Genomic DNA, 15,152 nt, shown 5'->3' with positions numbered 1-15,152 from the left:
TCACGCCTCCTTCGGGGCGAGGCGCTCGAGCTCGGCCTTGGTGGACTCCAGCAGGGCGTTCCAGGAGTCCTCGAACTTCTGTACGCCTTCGTCCTCCAGCACCTTGACGACGTCGTCGTAGGAGATGCCCAGCTTGGCGATGGCGTCCAGGACGCCCTGGGCCTCCTCGTAGGTGCCGCGCACCGCGTCGCCCTTGATCTCGCCGTGGTCGCCCACGGCCTGGAGGGTGGCCTCCGGCATGGTGTTGACCGTGTTGGGGGCCACCAGCTCCGACACGTACAGCGTGTCGGGCAGCTCCGGGTCCTTCACACCGGTCGACGCCCACAGCGGGCGCTGCTGGTTGGCGCCGGCCTTCTCCAGGGCCTGCCAGCGGTCGGAGGCGATGACCTGCTCGTACTCGCGGTAGGCGAGCCGGGCGTTGGCCAGCGCGGCCTTGCTCTTGAGGGCCTTGGCCTCGTCGGTGCCCACCGCGGCGAGCCGCTTGTCGATCTCGGTGTCCACGCGGGAGACGAAGAACGAGGCGACCGAGTGGATCTGGGACAGGTCGATGCCCAGGCCCTTGGCCTTCTCCAGACCGGCCATGTACGCGTCCATGACCGCCCGGTAACGCTCCAGCGAGAAGATCAGCGTCACGTTGACGCTGATGCCCTTGCCGATCGTCTCGGTGATCGCCGGAAGGCCGGCCTCGGTGGCCGGGATCTTGATGAAGGTGTTGGGGCGGTCCACCAGCCAGGCGAGCTGGCGGGCCTCGGCGACCGTCGCCTTGGTGTTGTGCGCCAGGCGCGGGTCCACCTCGATGGAGACCCGGCCGTCCTTGCCGTCGGTGGCGTCGTAGACCGGGCGCAGCACATCGGCGGCGTCCCGGACGTCCGCCGTGGTGATCATCCGGAGGGCCTCCTCCACGGAGACCCGGCGGGCGGCCAGGTCGGAGACCTGCTGCTCGTAGCCGTCGCCCGCCGAGATCGCCTTCTGGAAGATCGTCGGGTTGGTCGTCACACCGACGACGTGGTGCTCGTCCCTCAGCTCGCCGAGGTTGCCCGACGTGATGCGCTTGCGCGACAGGTCGTCCAGCCAGATCGCGACGCCTTCGTCGGAGAGGCGCTTGAGTGCGTCTGTCATGGGATTCGCATCTCCTGTGCTTGTTGGCTTCTTGTTGTGTCGGGGCACACCGGGCGGCCGGCTGCAGGGCCCGCCGCCCGGCGACCTCGGCCTGGTCAGCGGCCCGCCGCCTCCAGCGACTCCTTGGCCGCCAGCTGCACGGCCTCCGCGGTGAGACCGAACTCCTTGAAGAGGACCTTGCCGTCGGCCGAGGCACCGAAGTGCTCCAGCGACACGACGCGGCCTGCCTCGCCCACGTAGCGGTGCCACGTCAGGGCCACGCCCGCCTCCACGGCGACCCGGGCCTTGACGTCGGGCGGCAGCACGCTGTCGCGGTAGGACTGCTCCTGCTCCTCGAACCACTCCACACACGGCATCGAGACCACCCGGGTCGGGATGCCCTGCGCCTGGAGCCGCTCCCGCGCCTCCACGGCGAGCTGCACCTCGGAGCCGGTACCGATCAGCACCACCTGCGGGTGGCCGCCCTCCGCCTCGAACAGCACGTAACCGCCCTTGGCGGCGTCCTGGTTGGCCTCGTAGGTCGGCACACCCTGCCGGGTCAGCGCGAGACCGTGCGGCGCGGGCTTGCTGCTGTGCCGGCGCATGATCTCTGCCCACGCCTGCGCCGTCTCGTTGGCGTCCGCCGGACGGACGACGTTCAGACCGGGGATGGCGCGCAGTGCGGACAGGTGCTCGACCGGCTGGTGCGTCGGGCCGTCCTCGCCCAGACCGATGGAGTCGTGCGTCCACACGTAGGTGACCGGCGCCTTCATCAGCGCGGCGAGCCGGACGGCCGGCCGCATGTAGTCGGAGAAGACCAGGAAGGTACCGCCGTAGACCCGTGTGTTGCCGTGCAGCGCGATGCCGTTCATCGTCGAACCCATCGCGTGCTCGCGGATGCCCCAGTGCACCGTACGCCCGTACGGGTCGGCGCCCGCCAGCGGGTTGCCCTCGGGCAGGAACGAGGTCTTGGCGAACGTGGTGTTGTTCGAGCCGGCCAGGTCGGCGGAGCCGCCCCACAGCTCGGGGATGACCGGGCCCAGCGCCTTCAGGACGCTCCCGGACGCCTTGCGGGTCGCCACCGACTCGCCGGCCGGGAAGACGGGCAGCGCCTTCTCCCAGCCGTCGGGCAGCCGGCCCTCACGGATGCGGTCGAACTCGGCGGCGCGCTCCGGGTTGGCCTCGCGCCACTGGGCCAGCCGCTTGTTCCACTCGGCCTGCATCGCCCGGCCGCGGTCGCTGGCCTTGCGGACGTGGGTGAAGACCTCGTCCGAGATGTGGAAGTGCTTGTCCGGGTCGAAGCCCAGCACCCGCTTGGTGGCGGCCACCTCTTCCTCGCCCAGGGCCGAGCCGTGCGCGGCCTCGGTGTTCTGGGCGTTGGGGGCGGGCCAGGCGATGATCGAGCGCATCGCGATGAAGGAGGGCCGCTCGGTCTCGGCCTGCGCGGCCTTGAGCGCCTTGTACAGCGCCTTCGGGTCGAGGTCGCCGTCCTCCTGCTGGTCCACGCGCTGCACGTGCCAGCCGTACGCCTCGTACCGCTTGAGGGTGTCCTCGGAGAAGGCGGTCGCGGTGTCACCCTCGATGGAGATGTGGTTGTCGTCCCACAGGACGATCAGGTTGCCCAGCTTCTGGTGGCCGGCCAGCGAGGAGGCCTCGGCCGAGACACCCTCCTCCAGGTCGCCGTCGCTGGCGATCACCCAGATGGTGTGGTCGAACGGGGACTCGCCCGCGGGGGCGTCCGGGTCGAAGAGGCCGCGCTCGTAGCGGGCGGCCATGGCCATGCCGACGGCGTTGGAGATGCCCTGGCCCAGCGGGCCGGTCGTGGTCTCCACACCCGCGGTGTGGCCGTGCTCCGGGTGGCCGGGAGTGCGGCTGCCCCAGGTGCGGAACGCCTTGAGGTCGTCCATCTCCAGGCCGTAGCCGGCCAGGTAGAGCTGGATGTACTGCGTCAGGCTGGAGTGACCCGCGGAGAGGACGAAGCGGTCGCGACCCGTCCAGTCCGGATCGGTCGGGTCGTGGCGCATCAGCTTCTGGTAGAGCAGGTACGCGACGGGGGCCAGGCTCATGGCCGTACCGGGATGGCCGTTACCGACCTTCTGCACGGCATCCATCGCCAGGACGCGGACCGTGTCCACGGCCTGCTGGTCCAGGTCGGTCCACTCAAGATCTGTGGTGGTCGGCTTGGTGCTCACCCTGCGTCAGGGCTCCTCTCCACATGTTCGATGGCCGGTGTGTGCGCTCACCGGGCGGTGTCGAGCGTACCGCTGCGGGGACGTGCGGCTTTTCGACAGGTCACTTCGTGGCCACCGCCCCGTCTCCGCCGACATTCACCGGAACGCGGGAAGAGATATGTGCTATTCCCACCGATTGGCGGCGTCGCCGTCGCGGTACCACTCCCAGGGTCACGTCTGTTCCCCTTATTCGCCCGCCGACACGGCTCATCCGCCGCCCCGTCCGCCCACCGGAGCGGCACTCGGCCCCGCGGCCTTCCCCGCGACCTTTCCCCGTCCGACGGCCGTCGTCCCGCCCGGTGGCGCCCCCGCCGGACGGGGCCAACACGGGCGACCCCCATGACGGGCGAGGTATCGCCAACGTCTAAAGTGGCGTGGTACGCGCGAGCTTGGCCCGGGCCTGCACCTTTTTCCTGCGTGCACCCGTGATGCCGGCTCGCTGGTTCCTAATGAGGCGATCAGGGGTGTCCGTGACGGCCGTCGAATCCCGTCCCGCGGGGGCGGTGGAGCCCAGCGGCCATCGGCCGCTCGGTGCCCGTGTGAAGGCGTTCATCGAGCTGACCAAGCCGCGGGTCGTCGAACTGCTCCTCATGACCACCATCCCGGTCATGTTCCTGGCGGCCCAGGGCGTGCCGAATCTGAAGCTCGTGGTGGTCACCTGCGTCGGCGGCTATCTGTCCGCGGGCGGTGCCGCCGCGCTGAACATGTACATCGACCGCGACATCGACGCGCTGATGCACCGCACCGAGCGCCGGCCGCTGGTCACCGGCATGGTCCGGCCCTGGGAGTGCCTGGTCTTCGGCATCACCCTCGCCGTGGTCTCGACCCTGCTGTTCGGCCTGCTGGTCAACTGGCTGTCCGCCGCACTGTCGTTGGGCGCGCTGCTGTTCTACGTCGTCGTCTACACGATGATCCTCAAGCGGCGTACGTCGCAGAACATCGTGTGGGGCGGCATCGCCGGCTGCATGCCCGTCTTCATCGGCTGGTCCGCCGTCAAGAACGAGGTCAGCTGGGCCGCCCTCATCCTTTTCCTGGTGATCTTCTTCTGGACGCCGCCGCACTACTGGCCGCTGTCCATGAAGGTCAAGGAGGACTACCAGCGGGCCGGCGTGCCGATGCTCCCGGCGATCGCCAACAACATCACCGTCGCCAACCAGATCGTCGTCTACAGCTGGGCGATGGTCGTGGTCTCCCTGCTGCTGTGGCCCCTCGGATACGTCGGCTGGTTCTACCCGCTGGTCGCCGTGCTGGCGGGCGGCCTGTGGCTGTGGGAGGCCCACGCCCTGCGGGCCCGCGCCCGCGCGGGGCTCACCGGCGCCAAGCTCAAGGAGATGCGGCTCTTCCACTGGTCGATCACCTACGTCTCCCTGCTGTTCGCCGCGGTCGCCATCGACCCGTTCCTGCACTGAGACCCGCGGCTCCTGCACTGAGACCCGCAGTCGTACGGGGCTTCCGGCCCTGGTACGGCGCACGAAGGGGCCCCTCCCGGCACTCGTCCGGGAGGGGCCCTTCCGCTGTTTCACCCTGGTGCGCCTGCCCCGTCCGTCAGCGGTTGGCGGGGCCGCCCACCTGGATGCCCGCCATCCGGGACCACTCGTACGGCCCCGTCCGCATGTGCTCGGCCATCTCGCCGTCGAAGCTCTCCTTGAGGGTGATCCCCGCCCGCTCGGCGGCCGTCCGCGCCGTCTCCTCGGAGGGCGCCATCAGATCGCCCCAGGTGCCGTCGCCAGCGACCAGGGAGAGGCGGAAGCCCATCTGGCCCACGTAGGCGATCTGTCCCTCGGCGCTGCCGCCGTGCCGCCGCGCGAAGGCGCCGATCCGCTTGGCGAGCCGGTCCGCCTGCTTGCTGCTGTCTGCTGCTGCCATGCGGCAGATGCTACCGATGGGTAGCCCATCGGGCGAGAGGGGGCGGAGCACTCCCGGCGGGAGAACGGCGAAGGCGCCGCCACCCCCGCGAGGGGACGACGGCGCCTTCGTGCCGCTGGGCGGACGTGCGGGCGGACGCGCTGTGCGGACTCAGCCGGCGACGGGGGCGGCCGGCGCGTCCGCGCCGTCCGGCGACGAACGGTCCGGGCCCGCCCCGGCCTGCGTGGGACGGACCCCGTCCTGCGGCGACGGCGCCGGGAGCGCGGCACGCTCCCGCGTGGACAGCAGCACCCGCAGCACACCGATCCACACCAGCGTCGAGCCCAGCAGGTGTGCGCCCACCAGGAGCTCCGGCATGTCGTTGAAGTACTGCACGTACCCGATGAGGCCCTGCGCGAGCAGGACGAGGATCAGGTTCCGCGCGGTGCGCCGCGGTCCCACGGGCGCGTCCATCACGCGCAGACCGGCGTACAGCAGCAGCGCCAGGACCACCACGATCCAGGCGAACACCGCGTGCGTCTGCGCGGCCAGCTCCACACTGACCGGCATCCGCTTCACATCGCTGCTGTCGCCCGCGTGCGGGCCCGCACCCGTCACGACGGTGCCGACGATCATGAGGCACCCCGCGAAGAAGGTGAGCACCCCCGCCAGCTTGCGGACGGGGCCGCCCACCAGCGGGCGGGGCGGTGCGTCGCCCTCCCGTACGCGCAGCCAGGTCAGCGTGGTCACCGTCAGCAGTGCCGAGGCAGCCAGGAAGTGACCGGCGACCACGAACGGGTTGAGCTTCACCCACACCGTGATGCCGCCGACCACGGCGTTGGACATCACGACCCAGAACTGGGACCAGGCCAGCCGGCTGACCCCCTTGCGGGCCGGCTTCACCGACCGTACGGCGATGATCGTCCAGCCGACCGCCGCGGACAGCACCCAGGTCAGCATCCGGTTGCCGAACTCGATGGCGCCGTGGACACCCATCTCCGACGTGGCGGTGAGGCTGTCGTCGCTGCACTTGGGCCAGGTGTCGCAGCCCAGGCCCGACCCGGTGAGCCGCACCGCGCCGCCGGTCACCACGATGAGGATGCTCATCAGCAGCGCGGCGAGGGCGGCCCGCTCCACGGTGCGGGGGGAGGGGGTCCAGCGCGCGGCGATGTACGCGATCGGGTTACGTACGAATTCGAGCAGTTTCGGCACGGAGCCATGGTAGGGCGCCGCTTGTGCGCGCTTTCACGAGGGGCCCGGCAAGGCATCCGCCCGGGGCGGGGCGTCACCGCGCCGCGGTCACTCCCATTTGAAGAACCGCGCCGCCGCGCCCAGCCCGAGCACCGCCCACACGGCGAGTGAGGCCACATCGCCCCAGGGCAGCCCCGCGCCGTGCTGGAGCACCTCGCGCAGTCCGTCCGAGAGGGCGGAGATCGGCAGCAGCTGGAGCACGCTGTGGGCGGCGGCCGGGAACTTGTCCAGCGGCACGATCACACCCCCGCCGACCAGCAGCAGGATGAAGACGAGGTTGGCGCCCGCCAGCGTCGCCTCCGCCCTGAGCGTCCCGGCCATCAGCAGCCCCAGCCCGGAGAAGGCGGCGGTGCCCAGCAGCAGGAGGAGCGCCACGGCGGCCGGGTTGCCGTGCGGCGACCAGCCCAGGGCGAGCGCCACCACGCTCAGCAGCAGCACCTGGAGGGCTTCGATGACCAGCACCGAACAGGTCTTCGCCGTCATCAGGCCCCAGCGCGGCAGCGGTGAGGCGCCCAGCCGTTTGAGGACGCCGTAACGGCGCTCGAACCCGGTGGCGATGGCCTGCCCCGTGAAGGCCGTCGAGAGCATCGCCAGCGCGAGGATGCCCGGGGCCAGGAAGTCGACGCGCGAGCCCTCGCCGGTGTCCACGATGTCCACGGCGCTGAAGAGCACCAGCAGCAGCGTGGGGATGATGACGGTGAGCAGCAGCTGCTCGCCGTTGCGCAACTGGGTCCGCGTCTCCAGCAGCGCCTGGGCCCGCACCATGCGCGGCAGCGGCGCGGCCCCCGGTCGCGGGGTGTGGGTCCCCGGGGATGCGGCCGTCACGAGCGCAGCTCCTTCCCGGTCATTTCGAGGAAGACGTCCTCCAGCGTGCGGCGCTCCACCGAGATGCGGTCCGGCATGACGCCGTGCTGGGCGCACCAGGAGGTGACGGTGGCCAGCAGCTGGGGGTCGACCGTGCCGGTCAGGCGGTAGCTGCCGGGGCTCAGCTCCGTCGCGGCGGTGTCCGGCGGCAGCGCCTTGAGTAGGGATTCCAGGTCCAGTCCGGGGCGTCCGGTGAAGCGCAGGGTGTTCTCGGCGCCGCCTTTGCACAGCACGTCGGGGGCGCCCTGCGCGATGACCTTGCCGCCGTCGACGATGGCCACGTCGTCGGACAGTTCCTCGGCCTCGTCCATGTAGTGCGTCGTCAGGACGACCGTCACCCCGTCGGCGCGCAGGTCGCGCACCAGTTCCCAGGTGGCGTGGCGGGCCTGCGGGTCCAGTCCGGCGGTGGGCTCGTCGAGGAAGACCAGTTCGGGGCGGCCGACCAGGGCGAGGGCGAGCGCCAGCCGCTGCTGCTGGCCGCCGGAGAGCCGGCGGTAGGGGGTGCGTCCGCAGCTGCCCAGGCCGAGGCGTTCGACGAGCGCCGGCACGTCCAGCGGATGGGCGTGGAGGGTGGCCATGTGGCGCAGGGTCTCCTCGGCGCGTGCCGTGGGGTAGATCCCGCCGCTCTGGAGCATCACCCCGATCCGGGGCCGCAGCTCGGCACCTTGGGTGACGGGGTCCAGACCGAGGACCCGCACGGTGCCCTCGTCCGGACGGCGGTATCCCTCGCAGGTTTCGACGGTGGTCGTCTTGCCCGCGCCGTTGGGGCCCAGGACGGCGGTGACGGTGCCTTGCGCGACGGTCAGGTCGAGTCCGTCGACCGCGGTCTTGTCGCCGTACCTCTTCACCAGCCCCGCGACTTCCACGGCCGCTGAACTTCGCATGGGAGGCAGTCTAAGGAGGCGTGCCCCGGCCTCCCCGCGCGGGCTGCGCCGGTTAGGCACGCCTTACGTGACGCACCCCATCACGGCTGGTCACGGGCGGCGCTTGCCCGGCTCGGACGAATTAAGCAACAATGACGTTGTGAAAAAGAGGGAGAAGGCTCGGGAGGACCGACCGATGGCCCGGCGGGCCACCGGCGGAGCCGCCGCGTCCGGCACCTCGGCAGCACAGACCCAAACCACCCAGGATGAACAGCACGGCACGCGGAACAAGGTCGCGCGCTCCATCCTCGACCACGGCCCGTCCACCGCGGCCGAGCTGGCGCAGCGCCTGGAGCTGACCCAGGCCGCCGTCCGCCGGCACCTCGACGCGCTCGTCGCCGAGGGCGTCGTGGAGGCCCGGGACAAGCGGGTCTACGGCTCACGCGGCCGGGGACGTCCCGCCAAGGTGTTCGCCCTCACCGACTGCGGACGGGACGCCTTCGACCAGGCGTACGACCAGCTCGCGGCCGACGCCCTGCGCTGGATCGCCCAGCAGGCCGGCGGCGGCCGGCTCGGGGACGCGGCGGTCGCGGCGTTCGCCCGTGCCCGCGTCGAGGCGCAGGCCGAGAAGTACCACGCGGCACTCGCCGGCGTGCCCCCCGAGGACCGTGCCCGGGCGCTGGCCCGGGCCCTGTCGGAGGACGGGTACGCTGCCACGGCGCGGGAAGCGCCCGCGCAGGCGGGTGAACAGCTCTGCCAGCACCACTGCCCGGTGGCCCACACGGCGGAGCAGTTCCCCCAGCTGTGCGAGGCGGAGACGGAGGTCTTCTCCCGCCTGCTCGGCACGCACGTCCAGCGTCTGGCGACCATCGCGCACGGCGACGGGGTGTGTACGACCTTCATCCCCGGGGGACAGCCGAAGACCTCGGCGCAGCCGCCCGCGTCACGGCCGCGGGCCACGGCGCCGCCCGCGACCAGTACCGCCAGCAGCACCATCCAAGCCAGCAAAGCCAGCAAAGCCAGCACCAGCACCGCCACCAACGCGCAACAGGCCGGGAGGAACCCCGCATGACCGCTCCTACGGACACTGCCCACCCCGAGCTCGAGGGGCTGGGCAAGTACGAGTACGGCTGGGCCGACCCGGACGCCGCGGGCGCAGCCGCCAAGCGCGGCCTCTCCGAAGAGGTCGTCCGCGACATCTCCGCCAAGAAGAACGAGCCCGAGTGGATGCTCAAGCTCCGGCTCAAGGGGCACAAGCTCTTCGAGAAGAAGCCGATGCCGAACTGGGGCTCGGACCTGTCGGGCATCGACTTCGACAACATCAAGTACTTCGTCCGCTCCACCGAGAAGCAGGCCCAGACCTGGGACGACCTGCCCGAGGACATCAAGAACACCTACGACAAGCTCGGCATCCCGGAGGCGGAGAAGCAGCGCCTGGTCGCCGGTGTCGCCGCGCAGTACGAGTCGGAGGTCGTCTACCACCAGATCCGCGAGGACCTGGAGAAGCAGGGCGTCATCTTCCTGGACACGGACACCGCGCTGCGCGAGCACCCGGAGCTGTTCCAGGAGCACTTCGGCACCGTCATCCCGGCCGGTGACAACAAGTTCGCCGCGCTGAACACGGCGGTGTGGTCGGGCGGTTCCTTCATCTACGTGCCGAAGGGCGTGCACGTGGACATCCCGCTCCAGGCCTACTTCCGGATCAACACCGAGAACATGGGCCAGTTCGAGCGGACGCTGATCATCGTCGATGAGGACGCCTACGTCCACTACGTCGAGGGCTGCACGGCGCCGATCTACAACTCGGACTCGCTGCACTCGGCCGTCGTGGAGATCATCGTCAAGAAGGGCGGCCGGTGCCGCTACACGACGATCCAGAACTGGTCGAACAACGTCTACAACCTGGTCACCAAGCGCGCCGTGGCCTACGAGGGCGCGACCATGGAGTGGGTCGACGGCAACCTCGGCTCCAAGGTGACGATGAAGTACCCGGCGGTCTACCTCATGGGTGAGCACGCCAAGGGCGAGACGCTGTCCGTCGCCTTCGCCGGCGAGGGCCAGCACCAGGACGCGGGCGCCAAGATGGTCCACATGGCCCCCCGCACCTCCTCCAACATCGTCTCCAAGTCGGTGGCCCGCGGCGGTGGCCGCACCTCCTACCGCGGTCTCATCGAGATCGGCGAGGGCGCCGAGGGCTCCAAGTCCAACGTGCTGTGCGACGCGCTGCTGGTGGACACCGTCTCGCGCTCGGACACCTACCCCTACGTCGACGTCCGCGAGGACGACGTGACGATGGGCCACGAGGCGACCGTCTCCAAGGTCAGCGACGACCAGCTCTTCTACCTGATGAGCCGCGGTCTGGCCGAGGACGAGGCCATGGCGATGATCGTGCGCGGCTTCGTCGAGCCGATCGCCAAGGAGCTGCCCATGGAGTACGCGCTGGAGCTGAACCGGCTGATCGAGCTGCAGATGGAGGGCGCGGTCGGCTGACGCCGGCCCTCCCGGCGGGTCGCCGGCGGTCCCGCACGGCCGTCGGCGCCCCGCCGGGGCCGCTCCTCGACCGGCTGTCGGCCGGCAGGCGCCCCCAGGTTGGCCGCCGTCGCGGCGGAAGAAGAATGAGACCCCCAGGAAGCGAGCAGTACGGATCCCATGGCTGAGGCCCAGAACATTCCGGCTGGTTCCAGCACCGCCGGAGCCATCGCGGTGGCCGCAGAGTCCACCACCGCCACGAGGATGAGCGCCCCGCCGTCCTTCGACGTGGCGGACTTCCCGGTGCCGCACGGCCGCGAGGAGGAGTGGCGCTTCACTCCGCTCGACCGGCTCAAGGGCCTGCACGACGGCACCGCGCAGGCGACCGGGAGCATCAAGGTCGACGTGTCGGTGCCCGACGGTGTCACTGTCGAGTCCGTCTCCCGCGACGACGCCCGTATCGGCCGCGCCGGCAAGCCGGTGGACCGGGTGGCGGCCCAGGCCTTCTCCTCCTTCGAGAAGGCGTCCGTCATCACGGTGCCCAAGGACGCGGTGCTGACCGAGCCGGTGCGGGTGAGCCTGCACGGCGAGGGCGGCGTCACCTACGGGCACACCGTCTTCGACGTGGGCGCCTTCGCCGAGGCCGTCATCGTCATCGACCACACCGGTGACGCGGTCCGCTCGGCGAACGTGGAGTTCGTCGTCGGCGACGGCGCCAAGGTCACCGTCGTCTCCGTCCAGGACTGGGACGACACCGCCGTGCACTGTTCGCAGCACAACGCGCTGGTGGGCCGCGACGCGACGTTCAAGTCCGTGGTGGTCACCTTCGGCGGCGACCTGGTGCGGCTCAACCCGCGCGTCAGCTACGGCGGCCCCGGCGGCGAGGCCGAGCTGTACGGGCTGTACTTCACCGACGCCGGCCAGCACCAGGAGCACCGTCTCCTGGTCGACCACGACACCCCCAACTGCCGCAGCAACGTCGCCTACAAGGGCGCGCTCCAGGGCGACGACGCGCACGCGGTGTGGATCGGGGATGTGCTCATCCAGGCCGAGGCCACCGGGACCGACACCTACGAGCTGAACCGGAACCTGGTGCTCACCGACGGCTCGCGGGTCGACTCGGTGCCGAACCTGGAGATCGAGACCGGCGAGATCGTCGGCGCCGGCCACGCCTCGGCCACCGGCCGCTTCGAGGACGAGCAGCTGTTCTACCTGATGGCGCGCGGCATCTCCGAGCGCGAGGCGCGCCGGCTGGTGGTGCGCGGCTTCTTCGCCGAGCTGGTCCAGCACGTGGGCCTGCCCGACCTGGAGGAGCGGCTGCTCGCCAAGATCGACGCCGAGCTGGAGGCGTCCGTCTCATGAGCGAGGAAGGCTTCGAACGCGTCGCGTCGCTCAGCGAGCTGGAGGACGACACCCCGCTGCGGGTGGAGCTGGACGGGGTCCCGGTCTCGGTGGTCCGCACCGAGGGCGAGGTCTTCGCCATCAACGACATCTGCTCGCACGCGAACGTGTCGCTCTCGGAGGGCGACGTGGAGGACTGCACCATCGAGTGCTGGCTGCACGGTTCGCGCTTCGACCTGCGGACCGGGAAGCCCTCCGGACTGCCCGCCACCCGCCCCGTCCCCGTGTACCCCGTAAAGATCGAAGGGGACGATGTGCTCGTCTCCGTCACACAGGAGTCCTGAAGTCCCCATGGCAACGCTTGAGATCAACGACCTGCACGTCTCCGTCGAGACCGAGGGTGGCCCGAACGAGATTCTGCGCGGCGTCGACCTGACCGTGAAGCAGGGCGAGACGCACGCGATCATGGGCCCGAACGGCTCCGGCAAGTCGACGCTGGCCTACTCGCTGGCCGGCCACCCCAAGTACACCGTCACCGGCGGCTCGGTGAAGCTCGACGGCGAGGACGTCCTGGAGATGTCCGTCGACGAGCGCGCCCGCGCCGGTGTCTTCCTCGCCATGCAGTACCCGGTCGAGGTCCCCGGTGTCTCCGTCTCCAACTTCCTGCGCACCTCCGCCACCGCCATCCGCGGCGAGGCCCCCAAGCTGCGGACCTGGGTCAAGGAGGTCAAGGAGGCCATGGAGCGGCTCTCCATCGACCCGAAGTTCGCCGAGCGCAACGTGAACGAGGGCTTCTCCGGCGGTGAGAAGAAGCGCCACGAGATCCTCCAGCTGGAGCTGCTCAAGCCGAAGATCGCGATCCTGGACGAGACCGACTCGGGTCTGGACGTCGACGCGCTGCGTGTCGTCTCCGAGGGCGTCAACCGGGTCCGCGAGACGGGCGAGGTCGGCACCCTGCTGATCACCCACTACACCCGCATCCTCCGCTACATCAAGCCCGACCACGTGCACGTGTTCGCCAAGGGCCGCATCGTCGAGTCCGGCGGCGCCGAGCTGGCCGACAAGCTGGAGGAAGAGGGCTACGAGCAGTACGTGAAGGGTGGTGCCACTGCGTGACACAGCTGCCGGGCCTGCTGGACACCGAGGCCATCCGCAAGGACTTCCCCGTCCTGGACCGCCAGGTGCACGACGGGCGCAAGCTCGTCTACCTGGACAATGCCGCGACCTCGCAGAAGCCGACCCAGGTGCTGGACGCGCTGGCCGACTACTACGAGAAGCACAACGCCAACGTCCACCGCGGCGTGCATGTGCTGGCCGAGGAGGCCACGGCGCTGTACGAGGGCGCGCGCGACAAGGTCGCCGCGTTCATCAACGCTCCCAGCCGTGACGAGGTGATCTTCACCAAGAACGCCTCCGAGTCGCTGAACCTGGTGGCGAACATGCTCGGCTGGGCCGACGAGCCCTACCGCGTCGAGCGGGACACCGAGATCGTCATCACGGAGATGGAGCACCACTCCAACATCGTTCCCTGGCAGCTGCTGTCGCAGCGCACGGGCGCGAAGCTGAAGTGGTTCGGCCTCACCGACGAGGGCCGGCTGGACCTGGCCGGGATCGAGGAGCTGATCACGGAGCGCACCAAGGTGGTCGCGCTCACCCTCGTCTCCAACATCATGGGCACCTTCAACCCCGTCGAGGACATCGTGCGGCGGGCGCAGGAGGTGGGCGCGCTGGTGGTGGTGGACGCCTCCCAGGCGGCGCCGCACATGCCGCTGGACGTGCAGGCCCTCCAGGCCGACTTCGTGGCCTTCACCGGGCACAAGATGTGCGGCCCCACCGGCATCGGTGTGCTGTGGGGGCGCCAGGAGCTGCTCAACGACCTGCCGCCGTTCCTCGGCGGCGGGGAGATGATCGAGACCGTCACGATGCACTCGTCGACGTACGCTCCGGCCCCGCACAAGTTCGAGGCCGGCACCCCGCCGATCGCCCAGGCGGTCGGGCTGGGTGCCGCGGTGGACTACCTGACGTCGATCGGCATGGAGCGGATCCAGCAGCACGAGCACGCGCTGACGGAGTACGCCGTGCGCCGGCTGAAGGACATCCCGGACCTGCGGATCATCGGCCCCACCACGGCCGAGGACCGCGGCGCGACGATCTCCTTCACGCTCGGTGACATCCACCCGCACGACGTGGGGCAGGTGCTGGACGAACAGGGCATCGCGGTCCGCGTGGGCCACCACTGCGCCCGTCCCGTCTGCCTGCGGTACGGAATTCCCGCGACGACGCGAGCGTCGTTCTATCTGTACTCCACGCCCGCCGAGGTGGATGCCCTGGCGGACGGCCTGGAGCACGTTCGGAATTTCTTCGCATAGGGGCTGTCGGTGAAGCTGGACTCGATGTACCAGGACGTCATCCTGGATCACTACAAGAACCCGCACGGGCGTGGACTGCGCGAGGGCGATGCCGAGGTGCACCACGTCAACCCGACGTGCGGTGACGAGATCACCCTGCGGGTGCGGTACGACGGCGAACGGATCGAGGACGTCTCGTACGAGGGCCAGGGCTGTTCCATCAGCCAGGCCAGCGCCTCGGTGCTCAACGAGCTGCTCGTCGGCAAGGAGCTGTCCGAGGCCCGCAGGATCCAGGAGACCTTCCTGGAGCTGATGCAGTCCAAGGGCCAGCTGGAGCCGGACGACAGCATGGAGGACCTGCTGGAGGACGCCGTGGCGTTCGCCGGGGTCTCGAAGTACCCGGCGCGGGTGAAGTGCGCCCTTCTGAGCTGGATGGCGTGGAAGGACGCGACGGCACAGGCGCTGGGGACCGCAGCCGACTCGGCCAAGGAGAAGACCGCATGACCGAGATGACCACCAAGCCCGCGAGCGAGGACGAGGTCCGCGAGGCGATGATGGACGTCGTCGACCCCGAGCTGGGGATCGACGTCGTCAACCTCGGCCTGGTCTACGGCATCCACATCGACGACTCGAACGTGGCGACCATCGACATGACGCTCACGTCGGCGGCCTGCCCGCTGACCGACGTCATCGAGGACCAGGCCCGTTCGGCCACCGAGGGGATCGTCAACGAGCTGAGGATCAACTGGGTCTGGATGCCGCCGTGGGGCCCCGACAAGATCACCGACGACGGCCGCGAGCAGCTGCGGGCGCTGGGCTTCAACGTCTGAGCGACCCGCCCG

The 15,152-nt window shown here is 70.2% G+C and carries 15 protein-coding genes; 9 read left to right on the top strand and 6 right to left on the bottom strand.

Annotated features, from left to right (window positions below):
- A complete protein-coding gene (tal, locus tag IO40_RS0115210; RefSeq protein WP_016468198.1) occupies positions 1-1,119 on the bottom strand; it encodes a transaldolase in 1,119 nt (372 codons plus the stop codon).
- A gap of 95 nt (positions 1,120-1,214) precedes the next feature.
- Positions 1,215-3,290 carry a transketolase gene (gene tkt, locus IO40_RS0115205; protein WP_016468197.1) on the bottom strand — a complete coding sequence of 692 codons (2,076 nt, stop codon included), beginning with the start codon at positions 3,288-3,290 and terminating at the stop codon, positions 1,215-1,217.
- A gap of 488 nt (positions 3,291-3,778) precedes the next feature.
- On the opposite strand from tkt, the gene IO40_RS0115200 reads away from it, so the two are divergent.
- A complete protein-coding gene (locus IO40_RS0115200) occupies positions 3,779-4,738 on the top strand; it encodes a heme o synthase (protein WP_174500696.1) in 960 nt (319 codons plus the stop codon).
- A 136-nt stretch (positions 4,739-4,874) separates the two neighbouring features.
- Here the strand turns inward: IO40_RS0115200 and IO40_RS0115195 are convergent, their stop codons facing one another.
- From IO40_RS0115195 to IO40_RS0115180, 4 genes are all read right to left on the bottom strand, one after another.
- Positions 4,875-5,195 carry a hypothetical protein gene (locus tag IO40_RS0115195; RefSeq protein ID WP_031175550.1) on the bottom strand — a complete coding sequence of 107 codons (321 nt, stop codon included), beginning with the start codon at positions 5,193-5,195 and terminating at the stop codon, positions 4,875-4,877.
- Positions 5,196-5,345: 150 nt separating this feature from the next.
- Positions 5,346-6,386: a COX15/CtaA family protein gene (locus IO40_RS0115190; protein ID WP_033228485.1), complete on the bottom strand. Its 1,041-nt coding sequence runs from the start codon at positions 6,384-6,386 to the stop codon at positions 5,346-5,348.
- Positions 6,387-6,473: 87 nt separating this feature from the next.
- A complete protein-coding gene (locus tag IO40_RS0115185; RefSeq protein ID WP_041968860.1) occupies positions 6,474-7,190 on the bottom strand; it encodes an ABC transporter permease in 717 nt (238 codons plus the stop codon).
- A 56-nt stretch (positions 7,191-7,246) separates the two neighbouring features.
- Positions 7,247-8,173: an ABC transporter ATP-binding protein gene (locus tag IO40_RS0115180; RefSeq protein WP_016468192.1), complete on the bottom strand. Its 927-nt coding sequence runs from the start codon at positions 8,171-8,173 to the stop codon at positions 7,247-7,249.
- A 175-nt stretch (positions 8,174-8,348) separates the two neighbouring features.
- On the opposite strand from IO40_RS0115180, the gene IO40_RS0115175 reads away from it, so the two are divergent.
- The 8 genes from IO40_RS0115175 (at position 8,349) to IO40_RS0115140 (ending at position 15,140) form a co-directional block, all read left to right on the top strand.
- The gene (locus IO40_RS0115175) at positions 8,349-9,224 is read left to right on the top strand and encodes a helix-turn-helix transcriptional regulator (RefSeq protein WP_016468191.1); all 876 of its coding nucleotides are present in this window, start codon (positions 8,349-8,351) and stop codon (positions 9,222-9,224) included.
- Positions 9,221-10,642, top strand: coding sequence for a Fe-S cluster assembly protein SufB (gene sufB / locus IO40_RS0115170; RefSeq protein WP_016468190.1), 1,422 nt, complete (start codon positions 9,221-9,223; stop codon positions 10,640-10,642). The genes IO40_RS0115175 and sufB overlap by 4 nt, the downstream gene beginning before the upstream one ends.
- A gap of 159 nt (positions 10,643-10,801) precedes the next feature.
- A complete protein-coding gene (gene sufD / locus IO40_RS0115165; RefSeq protein WP_031175547.1) occupies positions 10,802-11,983 on the top strand; it encodes a Fe-S cluster assembly protein SufD in 1,182 nt (393 codons plus the stop codon).
- Entirely contained in the window at positions 11,980-12,306 is a 327-nt protein-coding gene (locus tag IO40_RS0115160) for a non-heme iron oxygenase ferredoxin subunit (RefSeq protein WP_016468188.1), read from the top strand. Before sufD ends, IO40_RS0115160 begins: the two co-directional genes overlap by 4 nt.
- A 7-nt stretch (positions 12,307-12,313) precedes the next feature.
- Positions 12,314-13,078, top strand: coding sequence for a Fe-S cluster assembly ATPase SufC (gene sufC, locus IO40_RS0115155; protein WP_016468187.1), 765 nt, complete (start codon positions 12,314-12,316; stop codon positions 13,076-13,078).
- The gene (locus IO40_RS0115150; protein ID WP_030408647.1) at positions 13,075-14,331 is read left to right on the top strand and encodes a cysteine desulfurase; all 1,257 of its coding nucleotides are present in this window, start codon (positions 13,075-13,077) and stop codon (positions 14,329-14,331) included. Before sufC ends, IO40_RS0115150 begins: the two co-directional genes overlap by 4 nt.
- 9 nt (positions 14,332-14,340) lie before the next feature.
- The gene (sufU, locus tag IO40_RS0115145; RefSeq protein ID WP_030408648.1) at positions 14,341-14,814 is read left to right on the top strand and encodes a Fe-S cluster assembly sulfur transfer protein SufU; all 474 of its coding nucleotides are present in this window, start codon (positions 14,341-14,343) and stop codon (positions 14,812-14,814) included.
- Positions 14,811-15,140 (top strand): metal-sulfur cluster assembly factor, encoded by a 330-nt coding sequence (locus tag IO40_RS0115140; protein ID WP_016468184.1) that lies wholly within the window; start codon positions 14,811-14,813, stop codon positions 15,138-15,140. Before sufU ends, IO40_RS0115140 begins: the two co-directional genes overlap by 4 nt.
- The last annotated feature ends 12 nt before the right edge of the window (positions 15,141-15,152 follow it).

This window comes from Streptomyces albus subsp. albus, assembly GCF_000725885.1.
Lineage (GTDB): Bacteria > Actinomycetota > Actinomycetes > Streptomycetales > Streptomycetaceae > Streptomyces > Streptomyces albus.
Note: the sequence above shows the minus strand (reverse complement) of the source record. Positions and strands in the feature narration are given on the sequence as shown.